Source organism: Flagellimonas chongwuensis (genome assembly GCF_013376415.1).
GTDB lineage: Bacteria > Bacteroidota > Bacteroidia > Flavobacteriales > Flavobacteriaceae > Flagellimonas > Flagellimonas chongwuensis.
Window position 1 is genome coordinate 110,553 of the sequence record NZ_WYET01000005.1, and the last position, 15,087, is coordinate 125,639.

Sequence of the window (15,087 nt, forward strand, 5' to 3'; positions counted from 1 at the left end):
TTGGTGAGGCCTTTTTCATTGGACGAATAAACTCCTTTTCTATTTTTTCATAGCAGCTTCCAACACGGCTTGTGCCTCTGTTGCGTTGGACAATTCCGCATACTTCATGGCAGTCATGCCACCATCACAGCGCTTTTTTAGGTCGGCCCCATTTTCAATGAGCACTTTTAAGACCTCGGCCTTATTGTAACGGGCCGCATAATGGATAGGAGCTTTCCCCAAAGATTTTTGGTTGACATCCTCCCCCAGTTCAATGAATTTTTTAACGGCTTCCACATCGCCCTGCATTACCGCCTTGCAAAAAGTGCTGAGCTCATCGGGGCTTACCATTTCATAATTTGTTCCAAAATCAGTTGTTTTGAGTTCGTTGGCAGAAACGCCGCTTAGGGCCAACATGGAAAATGCAGCCACTGTGAAAATTGTTTTTTTCATGATGATTGTTTTTGATTAATGAATTTACTTGTTATAAAAATAGACTTCCCAGAACAGAGGATGTTACACGATTAACAGTTAAATAACTTATTTTTAACAACTCTTCAATTTTAACATAAAATAATTAACAACTTCATAATTAGAATTTTAACAAAAAGCTAGGGCATCCAAGGAGAACATTTTATTTTTGTGGTACAATATTTTACTATGAACAAAAAGGTTATTCTTATGATTTTGGACGGCTGGGGAAAATCCCCAGACCCAAAAGTTTCGGCCATTGAAAAGGCCCATACACCATTCATTGATTCACTTTACACCAAATATCCTGATGCCGACCTTCACACCGACGGAATGAACGTTGGTCTGCCTGAAGGACAAATGGGAAATAGCGAGGTAGGACACATGAACCTTGGTGCTGGAAGAATCGTTTACCAAGATTTGGCCAAAATCAACAAAGCCGTAAAAGAAGATACCTTAAAAAACGAAACAGTACTCAAAGACGCCTTTGACTACGCCAAGGCCAATAACAAGCCGGTCCACTTTTTGGGCTTGGTGAGCGATGGTGGCGTACATAGCCATATAGACCACCTAAAAGCACTCATAAAAGCTGCTGACGAAAGCGGTGTGCAAAATTCTTACGTCCATGCATTTACCGATGGCCGTGATGTGGACCCCAAAAGTGGAAAAGGCTTTTTGGTAGACCTTGACAATTATTGCGCTGACAAAAAGACCAAGTTGGCTACCGTAATCGGAAGATATTATGCCATGGACCGCGACAAACGTTGGGAGCGCGTTAAAATGGCCTACGACGTTCTGGTAAATTCCGATGGAGAGAAAACACAGCATATAGGTGAAGCCATGCAAAAAAGTTATGATGAAGGCGTTACCGACGAGTTCATCAAACCTTTGGTAATGACGGATGCTGCCAACGCTCCGATTGCCAAGATTCAGGATGATGATGTAATCATCTTTTTCAATTTTAGGACAGACCGTGGCCGTGAGCTTACCCAAGCGTTGAGCCAACAGGATTTCCATGAGCAGAACATGCACAAACTGAACCTGTATTATGTGACCATGACGAACTATGATGAATCCTTCAACGGAATCAAAATCATATTCAACAAAGAAAACATAAGGGAAACCCTTGGTGAGACCCTTGCCAAAAATGGAAAAAGGCAAATACGCATCGCCGAGACGGAAAAATATCCGCACGTAACCTTCTTTTTCAACGGAGGGCGCGAGGAACCGTTTGATGGTGAAGAACGAATCCTTTGTCCTTCCCCGAAAGTGGCAACCTACGACCTTCAACCGGAAATGAGTGCCTACGACATCCGTGATGCCATTATCCCTGAACTTAAAAAAGGGGATGCCGATTTTGTCTGCCTCAATTTTGCCAATCCGGATATGGTCGGTCACACCGGTGTCATGGAAGCAGCTGTTAAAGCATGCGAAACCGTTGACCAATGTGCGAAGGACGTGATTACGGCCGGTTTGGAGAACGGCTATTCCACCATCGTAATTGCCGATCACGGAAACTGCGATACCATGATCAATCCCGATGGTAGCCCGAACACGGCACACACCACCAACCCAGTGCCACTTATTTTGGTGGACAACGACATCAAAGAGGTGAAGAGTGGTGTTTTGGGAGATATTGCGCCTACCATACTTAAAATGATCGGTGTACCACAACCCGAATTGATGACACAAAAACCACTGGTTTAAGCAAACATTCTTTAAAATCCATAGAATCAATTTATCTTTGCGGCTATGATTCAAGTAAAGACAGCAGAGGAAATTGAGTTGATGCGCGAAAGCGCTTTGGTGGTATCCAGAACATTGGGCATGTTGGCCAAAGAAATCAAGCCTGGGGCCAATCCATTAAAGTTGGATAAAATGGCAGAGGAATTTATCCGTGAGCAAGGAGCCGTACCCGGCTTTTTGGGCATGTACGATTTTCCGAACACACTAAACTGGAGCCCAAATGCGCAAGTCGTGCACGGAATACCCGGCAATGAAGAATTGAAAGACGGGGATATTGTTTCCGTGGATTGTGGAGCCGTTAAAAATGGCTTTCATGGCGACCATGCGTACACCTTTGAAGTTGGCGAGGTAGCCGAAGAAACCAAAAAATTGCTCAAGGTCACCAAAGAATCACTTTACTTGGGAATTCGAGAGTTTACATTGGGCAATCGTGTGGGCGATGTGGCCTATGCTATCCAAAAGTATACCGAGGACCATGGCTACGGAGTTGTGCGCGAATTGGTAGGGCACGGTTTGGGCCGTGAACTACATGAAGACCCACAAATGCCCAATTATGGGAAAAGAGGGCGTGGCAAAAAATTTGTAAATGGAACCGTTGTGGCCATAGAACCCATGATCAACATGGGCACCAGGCGAATAAAGCAACTCAAGGACGGTTGGACCATACTTACTGCGGATGGAAAGCCGAGCGCCCATTTTGAGCACGATGTGGCCCTTGTAGACGGGAAACCTGAACTACTATCCACGTTTCAATATATTTACGAGGCCTTGGGCATTACCAGCGATGAAGAGGATGAGTTCCGAAGCAAAAAGTTGGTGCTTTAGTGTAAGTATTTTTTATATTGACACGAATTTCACCAATTATTCAAATAAATGTCCCAAATCATTTATAAAAATGAGTCCTACTTCATCATTGGCCTATGCATGGACATCCATAACGAACTTGGTAAAGGATTCAGTGAAGCAGTCTATGGAGAAGCATTGGAATTGGAACTGAAGTCCAGCGGTGTTCCATATCAAAAAGAAGCTAAATTCAATATCACCTATAAAAGCAACATCTTGAAACACCACTATTTCGCTGACTTTTTAGTAGACGACAAAATAATATTGGAGCTCAAAGCAGTGGAAAAGATCAACAGTGCCCATGTAAAACAGACCTTAAACTATCTAGCAGCTTCTAAATTGAAGTTGGGGCTAATTGTAAATTTTGGTGAGGATAGCTTATCCTACAAAAGAGTAATACTATAAATCCAATTGGTGAAAATCCGTGTGATTCGTGTCAAAAATTTTTAAATACTTCCTCAATCTAATTCCTAGGCCTTTACTTATCCGATTAAGCTATTGGGTACGTCCATTGATTGCCTTTTTCCTAAAGGGAAATAAATTCACCGACCCGATTGACGGTAAGAGCTTTAAAAGTTTTCTTCCCTACGGATATGAAAGTCCCAGGGAGAACGTACTCTCTCCTTCTACCCTATCCTTGGAGCGGCACCGCTTATTGTGGCTGTATTTAAAGAATGAAACCGAGTTCTTCAGCAAACCTATAAAATTGCTCCACTTCGCGCCTGAACAGGCGTTTTACAACCGATTCAAAAAGTTGGACAATCTAGATTACACCACTACCGACCTCAATTCACCTTTGGCGGATGTAAAGGCGGATATCTGCAACCTACCCTTTTCCGATAATTCCTTTGATGTCATCTTATGCAACCATGTTCTGGAACATATCCCGAATGACACTAAGGCCATGCAAGAACTCTACCGTGTACTGAAACCGGGCGGATGGGGCATCTTTCAAATTCCACAAGACCTGAAAAGGGAAAAGACCTTTGAAGATGACACCATTATCGATAAAAAAGAGCGTGCCCGTATTTTTGGTCAATACGATCATGTCCGCATTTATGGCAGGGACTATTTTGATAAGCTTCGCAGCATAGGTTTCACAGTGGAAGAAGTGGATTACACCAACACCCTTCCAAAGGAAGATGTTGAAAAATATCGATTGGCGAAAGGCGAAATTATCCCCTTGGTTCGGAAATGATCATTTTTTGACCAGAGCTTCAAAACCAGAAGTAAAAAATTCCTTAGTCTCGCCGTTTTCATCCAAATAGATGATGTATGCCTCCAGCTCATCATGATTATCAAGCACTTTTTTGGACTCCTCCAAATCCATCGCCATAAAAGTTGTTGCATAAGCATCCGCAACGGCACAGGTCTTGGCCACCACACTTGTTGCCAAAACATTGGAGTTTTTCGTGTACCCTGTTTTTGGATTAATGGTATGTACGTATTTCTCACCAGTATCGGGGTCTACCCTAAACTTTCTATAGTTACCGGATGATGCCATCGCCATATCCTCCAAGGAAACAATTTGTTTCAATTCACGGCCTGTTTCTACCTGAGGGTCATCAATACCGACCGTCCATTGTTTCCCTGAATCCAGATTGGTACCCTTGGCCAGCACTTCGCCCCCTACTTCAACGAGGTAATTCTCGATACTTTTGGCATCCAACATGGCCCCTAGCCTATCTATTGCATAACCTTTGGCCACTGCGTTAAAATCAAATCGGATGGATGGATGGGTCTTACTGATGGTATTATCTGAATTTAGCTTTACCTTTTCCCATCCAACATAGCCCAATAAGCTATCCACGCGAAGGCTGTCGAGCTGTATCTGCTCACCCGGACCAAATCCCCATGCATTGGCCAAAACACCGATAGTGGGGTCAAAATAGCCGTTTGAAGCCTTGTGGACTTCGCTAGAAACATCGAAAACCTCTTTAAACATCTCATCCACAACTACAGTGGAGTCTCCTTCATTGATCTTGGAAATGTCGGAAGAAGGAATGTAGGTAGACATCGATTGGTTGAGCACTTGAAAAACAGAATCTATCTCCTGTTGATAATCCAGTTCCTTATCGGCAATATAAATAATGGAATACGTGGTGCCCAGGGCATTGCCCCAAGCTTGGTTCTTGACCTGCCCATTCTTTTGATTACAAGCAACAAACAATACAACCCATCCCAACAACAGTACAATTTTTCCCATCTATATCTCTATTAATCCTTGATAGTCCACCACATATTCTTCATCCAAAAACAACGGTTCCGTCCGGTCCGATGCGTTGGAGAGTCCAACCCCTGCGAAATAAGTCCGGGCCTCGAATTTCTCAGCGTGATCTTTAACGGTGCGCATCAATTCTTCATCATATTCTCTCGGATTGAGGGGAAATTCCACATTGCGCACCACAATAAAATGTAGCACTTTTTCTTTAAGGCACACATACTGCGGGTTCTTTTTGAGCTTACTGTTGATGGCCATAAATTCAAAACCATCAGACTCCAGTTCCCTACCCACTATGTTCATGGCCAAGTTGTGCAATTCTTGTTCTGTTAATTCTCTTCCCATAGGCAACAAAAAAACCGATGCTTGAGCATCGGTTTGGTTTTATAAATTCCTCTCGACAATGCTCGAGGTGATTATATGTTTCGGATTATCCTCCAAAGTCATCAAACCTGATATTCTCATCTGGAATACCAAAGTCCTCGCCCATTTTCTGAACAGCTTTGTTCATCAATGGTGGTCCACAGAAATATAGTTCAATATCTTCTGGAGTTTCGTGATGGTTCAAGTAGTTATCGATAACACAGTTGTGAATAAATCCAACAAAACCATCTCCTTCAGCATCTATATTCTCTTTAACTTTCCAGTTATCTTCTTCCATTGGTTCTGAAAGTGCCATATAGAATTTGAAGTTAGGAAAATCCTTTTCCAATTGCTTGAAATGATCAATATAGAACAATTCTCTTTTGGAACGACCTCCATACCAATACGTAACTTTTCTATTGGTCTTTAATGTTTTGAACAAGTGGTATAAGTGAGAACGCATTGGCGCCATACCGGCACCACCTCCTACGTAAAGCATTTCTGCTTCGGACTCGTTAATAAAGAATTCACCGAACGGTCCGGAAATGGTTACGGGATCACCTTCCTTCAAACTAAAGATATATGAAGAGGCAATACCTGGATTCACATCCATCCATCCATTTTTATTACGGTCCCAAGGTGGGGTAGCAATACGAACGTTTAGCATAATCTCTCTTCCTTCTGCTGGGTAAGAGGCCATGGAATAGGCTCTTTCAACAGTTTCAGGGTTTTTCATTACCAATGGCCATAGGTTGAACTTATCCCACTCAGCTTGAAACTTGTCCGGTGTCTCATGTTCTTCTGGGTGAGCGGTAATGTCAATATCCGAATATTTTACTTCGCAAGGTGGAATCTCAATTTGGATATACCCACCTGCCTTATAGTTCATATCTTCTGGAATCTCCACCACAAACTCCTTAATGAACGAGGCCACGTTATAATTACGTACTACTTTGGCATCCCACTTTTTGATACCAAATACCTCTTCTGGAATAGTGATGTTCATGTCCTGCTTTACCTTAACCTGACAGGCCAAACGGGCACCCTCGCTCAATTCCTTTTTTGAAAAGTGAGGTGTTTCTGTCGGCAAGGCTTCCCCTCCTCCGGAAAGTACATGACATTCACACTGGATACAGGTTCCACCTCCACCACATGCGGATGGCAAGAATATTTTTTGGTTACCCAAGGTTGACAACAAAGACCCTCCTGAACCAACTTCCAATTCTTTTTCACCATTAATGGTTATCGTAACTGGTCCTGATGGAGATAGTTTTTCTTTGGTGAACAGCAAGAGTGCCACCAAAATCAACAACAAAACAAGAAACGCTACTACGGTAATTAGAATAGTACCTCCGGTACTTGCGGCTAATATCATCTTCTATTTGTTTATGGCTTCGTTATAAGAGATTGCTTTTTCTTTATCTTCAATCTCCTTTTTGATTTCTTTATCTTCCTTGGTTTCAACGGTAGTGGTCTGGGCTTCCTCTGGCGGCTCGTTATCACCCGTAAGCATACCTCCAAAACTTTGGAAACCAATACCCATTAAACCTGTGATTATAAAAGTGATTCCCAAACCGCGCAATGGTGCCGGTACATTAGAATACCTGATTTTTTCCCTAATTGCCGCAATGGCCAAAATAGCCAAGAACCATCCAATACCGGAACTGATTCCATAATTCAGCGCCAACCCTATATTTGGGATTTCCCTCGCCTGCATAAAAAGCGAACCTCCCAAAATGGCACAGTTAACAGCTATCAAGGGCAAGAAAATACCCAAAGAGTTATATAGAGAAGGTGAAAATTTCTCCACCACTATCTCAACTAATTGAACCATTGTTGCAATGGTCGCAATAAATAGGATAAAGGATAAAAAACCTAGGTCATAATCCGCATATTCTGGCCCTAACCAAACCAATGCTCCCTCCTGAAGAAGGTATTGATCCAAAAGCCAGTTCAACGGAACCGTTACACCCAAAACAAATATTACTGCAGCTCCCAAACCAACAGCTGTGGAAACTTTCTTGGATACGGCCAAATAGGAACACATTCCCAAAAAGACCGCAAACACCATATTGTCTACGAAGATTGATCTAAAAAATAATTCTAAATGCTCTAACATGCTTCCTCAGTTTATGCTTCTTCAATTAATGCTCTGTTTCGAGAACGTTGTACCCATATTATAATTCCCACTACAATCAATGCCGCCGGGGGTATAATCATAAAACCGTTGTTCTCATAGCCGATGGAATACAGTCCTGTTTTGGCGATCGGATCGCCCAACACCTTCATTCCGAAAAGTGTTCCGGAACCCAATAGTTCCCTAAAGAAACCAACTATTACCAAAATTACACCATAACCCAAGGCATTACCAATACCATCCAAGAAAGATTTCCAAGGACCGTTACCCAAAGCAAAAGCTTCAAAACGCCCCATGATGATACAGTTGGTAATAATCAGACCAATAAATACCGATAAGGTTTTACTGAGGTCATAGGCAAAAGCTTTCAGTACTTGATCCACGATAATCACCAAAGCGGCAACTACCACCAATTGTACGATAATTCTAATTTTTGCAGGTATGATGTTCCTCAATAATGATATAACAACGTTACCCACGCCAAGTACGAACAATACCGATATCGCCATCACTACGGAAGCTTTGAGCTCCGCGGTAATCGCTAGCGCTGAACAGATACCCAATACCTGAATGGTAATAGGGTTGTTGTCCGCCAACGGATCTTTTATAAGATTTGCATCTTTTTTTGATAGTAGCGCCATATTAATTGGTTCTAAGAGTTTGTAAATAAGGTTTGTATAGCTTTAGGCTTTCCTTTATCATAGCGGTAACACCGTTACCGGTAATGGTAGCTCCTGCCAAAGCATCTACTTGATTATCATCTTTGTCGTTGTTCAACGGGTCGTTATTACCTTTCGCTACAGCTATACCTTCATAGGTGTTGCCATCCATAATGGATTCACCTTTGAAGTCATCCATAAAAAAGCGTTGGTTGATGTTGGCCCCGAGACCAGGGGTTTCTCCCGCGTGATCGAAGAACACACCTTTGACCACCATATTATTGTCGACCGAAATATATCCCCAGATGGCATCCCAAAGACCTTTTCCGTACATTGGAATGATATAATACTTTTCTCCATCCTTCTCGCCTACAAGCAACGGAAGTTCTCCTTCTTCACCATTTTTGACTTTGACCAATTCTTTCTGCACCTCAATCAAATATGCATTATCCTTTTCTGATGCTTCCGTACCGTTCACGACCAATTGCTGCGTAATGTACTTTGAAAATGCCTCTTCTACCTCGGTAGTTGGAACAAAGCTCACATCACTATCGCCTTCATTATCATTAACACCCATGGCATAAAGGATATTCTGTTGCTTTTCAAATCGCTGGTTTTCGGTGATCATAGGCTTAAGGCCAGATGCAACGAATGCCAATAGCGAACCCACAACAACAACCATTAAGACTGCGAATACTACAGTGTAGCTATTTTTTTCTGTATTGATTGCCATAATTAAGCTGTTTCCGTTTTTAGTGTATCAACCTCGTCCGAAGATTTTGGATAGATGGTTGCTGTCTTAAATCGTTTCAATCTCTTTTTAATGTTACCCCTTACCACGTAATGATCAATGGTAGGTGCAAACACGTTCATCAGCAAGATGGCCAAGAACACTCCCTCTGGATAACCTGGGTTGAACACCCTGATCATTACTGAAAGTAATCCTATAAAGAAACCGTAGTACCATTTTCCTTTATTGGTCTGTGAACCCGTTACAGGGTCGGTAGCCATAAATACGATACCGAAAGCCAATCCACCTACCAACAAATGCTGCCAGTAAGGAAAACTCATTAGCGCATAGAACTTACTATATTCCGGCAACCAACCAGCATCCACAACACCGTTGAAAATAAGACCCATCACTAAAGCACCCACTACGGCACTTACCATAATTCTCCAAGAGGCTATTTTCGTGAAAATCAAGAAAAGTGCTCCGAGCAGAATCAACAAGGTCGATGTTTCACCAACGGAACCAGGAATAAATCCGTAGAACATATCGGACAACGAATAGGCATAATCAGAGCCCTGAGCCAGGGAACCTAGAACAGTTTCTCCAGAAATAGCGTCTGCCGTTCCAGCTCTTTCTACTCCTTTGTGAACCCATACCTTGTCACCACTCATCCAAGTTGGATAAGCAAAGAACAAGAACGCACGAATAGTAAGTGCGGGGTTCAATATATTCATTCCGGTACCTCCGAAAACTTCTTTCCCGATCACAACACCAAACGCTACGGCTATGGCCAACATCCAAAGAGGAGTATCTACAGGAACAATTAATGGAACCAACATCCCTGTTACCAGGTATCCTTCTTCCACTTCGTGACCTTTGATTACAGCGAACAAAAATTCAATCGCCAAACCAACTCCATAGGATACAATTACCAACGGCAAAACTGTAGTAACACCAATCCAAAAGTTGTCCCATGTCAAGAAGTGGTCAAAAAGAGAAAAGCTCTCTGGAAAACCGTTGATGGCAGAGTAATGTTGATACCCTGCATTGAACATTCCGAACAACAAACATGGCACCAAAGCCATGATTACCGTGTTCATGGTACGTTTCAAATCATCGGCAGCTCGAACGTGCGCCCCAGAATGGGTAGTCTCGTTCGGCATATAAAGAAAAGTATGCAGCGCATTGAAGGCCGGGGCCATTTTTTTGCCCTGATACTTTACTTTTAAGTCGTGTAATTTTTCTTTCATGCCCATATTATCCAAGTTCTTTTTGCAACAAATCCAATCCTTCCCTGATTATTTGTTGGTGTGGTTGTTTTGATATGCATATGAATTCTGTCAAAGAGAAATCCTCAGGAGCCACTTCGTAAAGTCCCAATTGCTCCATTTCGTCCAAATCCTTCACCATACAGGCCTTCAATAATTGAAGCGGGTATATATCCAGAGGAAAGACTTCCTCATATCTACCTGTTACCACGAAAGCCCTATGCTCACCGTTGGTATTGGTATCCAAGTCATATTTTTTATTGGGCTGCAACCAAGAAAAGGTCAATGCCCTTGTAGATGAAATCTTATTGAACACGGGCTTGTTCCAACCAAAAAACTCGTAGTCGTCTCCTTCGGGAATAGCCGTCACAGTATTATTGTAGAATCCAAGGTAGCCCTCTGTATTGGTTTTGGAACCTGTGAGGACATCTCCGTTTATCAACCTAAACCTATCTTCATTGACACCACTCGCATAAAGGAAAGTGGAGATTTCAGCTCCGATTTTTGTCTTGTAATACTTAGGTTGCTTTACAACAGAACCGGCCAATGCCACGATTCGCTCCGCATTGAACTTACCTGTCAAAAGCAGTTCTCCCAACATTACCATATCCTGCGGAGATAGCGTCCACACCACCTCACCTTTGTTCACAGGATCAATTCTATTGATTTGCGTACCTACCAAACCAGCTGGGTGAGGACCAGAAATTTTATGAAGCTCTATCCCTTTAATATTATTGAACGGAGACCTGTTGGATTTCCCAACGGTTACATGTATTTTCCCCGGGGTCATTTTGCCCAATGCCAAAACAGCCGCTTGAATTTCCTGCTCCTTATCCTGAAGCACAAAATCAGGATTTGCCGACAATGGTGCAGTTGCGTATCCAGAAACGAATATTGCTTTTGGAGTGGCACTGGGATCAGCAATCACATCGTAAGGTCTTTGCTTAATAAAAGGCCATCCCCCACATTGCAACAGGTAAGATTTAATGGCCTCACCATCTGCCGTATCCAAATCCGGCACCTTATTGATTACGTAATCTTGTTCTTTATCAGCAAGAATTTTTAGTGTTAAGATTCGCCTCCTTGCTCCCCTAACAATTTCCACAAGCTCTCCGCTTACCGGGGATACGAAGTGCATTTCTTCGTTGTTCTTGTTATAAAAGAGGGGTTCGCCCGCTTTTATCTCTTCCCCTTGTTTTATCAACATTTTTGGAGTGATTCCGTGGAAATCATCTAGGTTCAGGGCGTAAACGTTACTTGTAACGGCTTTGGAAATAGTCTGCTCTGCCGCCCCGACGAGGTTGATATTCAACCCCTTTTTAATCCGGATGTCTTTAGACATATTATTGTAGACCTTTTGTTATCAAAATCGAATGCAAAAATAGTACTAAAAGGATTGTTTTCATAATAATTAACCATAAAATTGGGATTATGACGAGCTTAATTCCCTTGGCTTACTTTTTGCTTACCTTTACTTAAAATTATGCCCTTGATGCGATTTGCCTACATTCTTTTTCTGACGTGTCTGGTGATCCCCTCGGTTTCCGGACAGGTTATGGAGGAAGTAAATCCCCCAGAAAATATAAAATCGGTGATTTTTAAAGGTCCAACGGAAGACCAGTTTCCGGTAATACAGCTCGGAGAGTCAATGACTTTGGAGTTCGATGACCTCTTGGCCAACGAACAAGATTACTATTACAAAATTGTTCATTGTGATTACGATTGGACACCTTCCCAATTATTAAAATCACAATATCTTTCCGGTGCGGACAACCAACGGATTATCGACTACGAGAACAGCTACACCACCCTTCAGCCCTACTCCAATTATCGCCTTTCCATCCCCAACGAGAACGTTAGATTAACGGTCAGCGGCAATTTTGTACTGGAAATCTACAATAGTTACGGCGACCTTCAATTTTCCAGAAGGTTTGTGGTTTACCGGAATGCGGTCTCTGTTGCAGGCACCGTAAAGCGGTCCAGGGATTTTAACTTTATCAACACCAAACAAGTAGTACAGTTCAATATCAACACTGCCGGCTTCAATGTGGTAAATCCCAAAAAGGAGGTCAAGGTCGCCATCATACAGAACCACCAATGGTCCACGGCTCTTTATAACATCAAACCACAATTTACCATTGGCACGGAACTCGTGTACAAGTACAATGAGGAAACGAGTTTTTTTGGTGGCAACGAGTACCTGAACTTCGACACTAAAGACCTTCGCTCCCCAACATTTGCCATTTCCAGAATTGAGATGAGTGACGTGTACCACCACTATCTGTTCACCAATGAATATCGGTTCGACCAAGAGTACACCTATTTTCCGGACATTAATGGCGATTTTGTGGTAAGGACCCTCCAAGGGGAGGATGTTTCAAGAGAGGCAGAATATTCCAAGGTTCATTTTAGTTTGCCGTACACCGATTTGATAGGACTGGACGATGTGTACGTTATCGGAAAGTTCAATAATTATGGGTTGACCGATGAAAACAAAATGATATTCAACGAGGAAACCGGAAAGTTTGAGGCAACCCTTTTAATGAAGCAAGGGTTTTACAACTATAAATATGTTATCCAACGGGAAGACGGTACCATCGAACCCAATGTGGTAAGTGGCAATTTTCATTTTACCGAAAACAACTACCTTATATTGGTATATTATCGAGATTTTGGTGATATGTATGACAGTATAATAGGTATAGGCTCCACAAACTCCCAAAATATCAGCAATTAATTATCTTTAGGCCCAAATCCTCGAAGGACATGGGCAAAAAAGATGGTTTGATCACCAAGGGTCGCTACGAATTAAAGTTTAGAGGCGTTGAATGTCTAAACTGTGGACATCCCCTCGACATCAGTGATAAATATTGCCCCAATTGCTCCCAGGCTAACAGCACCAAAAAACTTACAATTAAGGATTTTATTGATGAGTTCTTTTCTGGACTGATCAATTATGATTCCAAGCTCCTTAAAACACTTTCAGCCCTATTGCTTCGACCAGGACGTATTTCAAAAGACTACGTAAACGGAAAAAGGGTCTCTTACACGAACCCGTTTCGTTTTTTGCTGAGCTTGGCATTCCTTTATTTTTTAATGTTCACCTACAATAGTCATTTCGATGACTGGGATCAGGCCGCAAAAGATTTTGACAGCACTATATATAATGGTTCACCCTTCAAATTTAATACCGAATCGGGAGGCATAGAAGTAGATAGCACTATCTACAAAAAACAGAGCGAATCAACCCAGATGACCTTGGATTCCTTAAAAAGGATAAACCCGAATATTTCGGTCGGCCTACAACATCTTGATTCCATCAAAAATGGAGACCCAAAACTTTCTGCAAAGCTAGGTAATTTAGATTCCCTTGGAGTTTTTATAAAAGATATCGAACAGTCACAACAAAAAAAGGACTCTTTTATGAATGCCGACCCATCGGGCTATTTTAAAACACTCGAAGCCAAATCGGGTATTGATGCTTTTTCCAAAAAAGCGGAGTTTTTCGGGCTCTACATTAAAAAGGACACCCTGTACAACTTCGAGCAGGCCCAGACTCTCTACAACATCCAAGAGACAACAACCAACAAAATGGCCTTCAATTTTTCCAACAGTGTTTGGAAGGTGGTGAGCGAACCAGGAACCTGGGTCAACGAAACAATTTCCAAGCTCCCATTTGTCATTTTCTTCTTCATGCCGGTGTTCACAGTCTTCATTTGGTTGGTGTACATCAGAAAAAATTATACCTACACCGATCATCTTATTTTTAGTTTCCACAATCAGTCGCTCTTGTTTATCTTGCTCATCCTTAGCCTTACATTGGATACCATATTCGATATAAATAGCTCAGGGATTTTTCTGTTGATTTTCGCCTTTTACCTATATAAGGCAATGCGAAAATTCTACGGACAAGGAAGATTTAAAACTATTGTGAAATACATCTTTTTGAACACGGTATTTATGATCTTGGCCTTTTTCACGATTATAGTCACGTTTGCAGGAAGCGGTTTAACCTATTGATAGTTATGTTTACACAGGTAACCAAAGGAATAAAAGTATCGGTACGCACCTCTTTTGAAGGCACATTCTTTAAGAATTATAAAGTGCATTATGCATTCGGATACACCATAACCATAGAAAATCTGAGTAAGGACACCGTACAGCTTACCGCAAGGCACTGGGACGTATTCGATGCCCTTAAGGACATGGAGACCATTGATGGAGAAGGCGTAATAGGCAGAAAACCCGTGATTAAACCCGGTAAATCGCACACCTATAGTTCTGGATGCCTTTTAGCTTCACCCGTTGGAGCCATGCGAGGACACTACCAGATGGTCAACTTTACCAATGCCAACGAATTTGAAGTGGATATACCTACCTTTAAGTTTGCCGCGCCGTTTGCCATAAACTGATTCAGGTTATTTTAAAATCCTTATAGGTTTCATTACCTTTGGTAGAATTGTTTAATAATTAAAAACATTTCTATGGGAAAAGGATTTTTTCAAGTTCCAACAGCATACAATGAGCCTGTACTAAGCTACGCTCCAGGTTCTCCCGAACGAGAAGAAGTACTCAAACAATACAAGGCGTTTTACGACAGTGAAGTGGACGTTCCGCTTTACATCGGAAGCGAAGAAATAAGAACGGGCAACACCAGGCCCATGTCGCCC

Annotated in this window: 16 protein-coding genes and 1 pseudogene; 8 read left to right on the top strand and 9 right to left on the bottom strand. The window is 42.1% G+C overall.

The window, feature by feature from the left end:
• Positions 1-39: 39 nt before the first annotated feature.
• Positions 40-432, bottom strand: a complete 393-nt coding sequence (locus GUA46_RS12735; protein WP_176620820.1) for an ankyrin repeat domain-containing protein — start codon at positions 430-432, stop codon at positions 40-42.
• A 207-nt stretch (positions 433-639) separates the two neighbouring features.
• On the opposite strand from GUA46_RS12735, the gene gpmI reads away from it, so the two are divergent.
• Genes gpmI through GUA46_RS12755 form a run of 4 tightly spaced genes read left to right on the top strand, consistent with a single transcriptional unit; the run spans position 640 to position 4,237 of the window.
• Positions 640-2,157 (top strand): 2,3-bisphosphoglycerate-independent phosphoglycerate mutase, encoded by a 1,518-nt coding sequence (gpmI, locus tag GUA46_RS12740; RefSeq protein WP_176620821.1) that lies wholly within the window; start codon positions 640-642, stop codon positions 2,155-2,157.
• 45 nt (positions 2,158-2,202) lie between these two features.
• Complete coding sequence (gene map, locus GUA46_RS12745) at positions 2,203-3,021, top strand: type I methionyl aminopeptidase (protein WP_176620822.1); 819 nt, start codon at positions 2,203-2,205, stop codon at positions 3,019-3,021.
• A 48-nt stretch (positions 3,022-3,069) separates the two neighbouring features.
• Positions 3,070-3,444 (top strand): GxxExxY protein, encoded by a 375-nt coding sequence (locus tag GUA46_RS12750; protein WP_176620823.1) that lies wholly within the window; start codon positions 3,070-3,072, stop codon positions 3,442-3,444.
• 28 nt (positions 3,445-3,472) lie between these two features.
• A complete protein-coding gene (locus GUA46_RS12755) occupies positions 3,473-4,237 on the top strand; it encodes a class I SAM-dependent methyltransferase (RefSeq protein ID WP_176620824.1) in 765 nt (254 codons plus the stop codon).
• On the opposite strand, the gene GUA46_RS12760 is transcribed toward GUA46_RS12755, so the two are convergent.
• The 8 genes from GUA46_RS12760 to GUA46_RS12795 all read right to left on the bottom strand — a co-directional run bounded on the left by GUA46_RS12760 (position 4,238) and on the right by GUA46_RS12795 (position 11,759).
• Positions 4,238-5,245, bottom strand: a complete 1,008-nt coding sequence (locus tag GUA46_RS12760) for an FAD:protein FMN transferase (protein WP_176620825.1) — start codon at positions 5,243-5,245, stop codon at positions 4,238-4,240. It lies immediately after the preceding gene.
• Entirely contained in the window at positions 5,246-5,605 is a 360-nt protein-coding gene (locus GUA46_RS12765) for a Na(+)-translocating NADH-quinone reductase subunit F (RefSeq protein ID WP_176620826.1), read from the bottom strand.
• An 85-nt stretch (positions 5,606-5,690) separates the two neighbouring features.
• Entirely contained in the window at positions 5,691-6,998 is a 1,308-nt protein-coding gene (gene nqrF, locus GUA46_RS12770; RefSeq protein WP_108247292.1) for an NADH:ubiquinone reductase (Na(+)-transporting) subunit F, read from the bottom strand.
• A gap of 3 nt (positions 6,999-7,001) precedes the next feature.
• Positions 7,002-7,742 carry an NADH:ubiquinone reductase (Na(+)-transporting) subunit E gene (nqrE, locus tag GUA46_RS12775; protein WP_176620827.1) on the bottom strand — a complete coding sequence of 247 codons (741 nt, stop codon included), beginning with the start codon at positions 7,740-7,742 and terminating at the stop codon, positions 7,002-7,004.
• A gap of 11 nt (positions 7,743-7,753) precedes the next feature.
• The gene (locus GUA46_RS12780; protein ID WP_108247290.1) at positions 7,754-8,401 is read right to left on the bottom strand and encodes an NADH:ubiquinone reductase (Na(+)-transporting) subunit D; all 648 of its coding nucleotides are present in this window, start codon (positions 8,399-8,401) and stop codon (positions 7,754-7,756) included.
• A 1-nt stretch (position 8,402) separates the two neighbouring features.
• On the bottom strand, positions 8,403-9,152 hold the full coding sequence (locus tag GUA46_RS12785; RefSeq protein WP_108247289.1) for a Na(+)-translocating NADH-quinone reductase subunit C: 750 nt from the start codon (positions 9,150-9,152) through the stop codon (positions 8,403-8,405).
• 2 nt (positions 9,153-9,154) lie between these two features.
• Positions 9,155-10,405, bottom strand: coding sequence for an NADH:ubiquinone reductase (Na(+)-transporting) subunit B (locus GUA46_RS12790; RefSeq protein ID WP_176620828.1), 1,251 nt, complete (start codon positions 10,403-10,405; stop codon positions 9,155-9,157).
• Position 10,406: 1 nt separating this feature from the next.
• A complete protein-coding gene (locus GUA46_RS12795) occupies positions 10,407-11,759 on the bottom strand; it encodes a Na(+)-translocating NADH-quinone reductase subunit A (RefSeq protein ID WP_108247287.1) in 1,353 nt (450 codons plus the stop codon).
• A gap of 150 nt (positions 11,760-11,909) precedes the next feature.
• On the opposite strand from GUA46_RS12795, the gene GUA46_RS12800 reads away from it, so the two are divergent.
• The 4 genes and pseudogenes from GUA46_RS12800 to GUA46_RS12815 all read left to right on the top strand — a co-directional run.
• On the top strand, positions 11,910-13,154 hold the full coding sequence (locus tag GUA46_RS12800) for a type IX secretion system plug protein (RefSeq protein ID WP_176620829.1): 1,245 nt from the start codon (positions 11,910-11,912) through the stop codon (positions 13,152-13,154).
• Between the two features lie 29 nt (positions 13,155-13,183).
• Positions 13,184-14,437, top strand: coding sequence for a DUF3667 domain-containing protein (locus tag GUA46_RS12805; RefSeq protein ID WP_176620830.1), 1,254 nt, complete (start codon positions 13,184-13,186; stop codon positions 14,435-14,437).
• Positions 14,438-14,442: 5 nt separating this feature from the next.
• Positions 14,443-14,829 carry a Co2+/Mg2+ efflux protein ApaG gene (gene apaG / locus GUA46_RS12810; RefSeq protein ID WP_108247285.1) on the top strand — a complete coding sequence of 129 codons (387 nt, stop codon included), beginning with the start codon at positions 14,443-14,445 and terminating at the stop codon, positions 14,827-14,829.
• Between the two features lie 72 nt (positions 14,830-14,901).
• Positions 14,902-15,087: pseudogene (locus tag GUA46_RS12815) on the top strand (L-glutamate gamma-semialdehyde dehydrogenase); the annotation flags it as partial.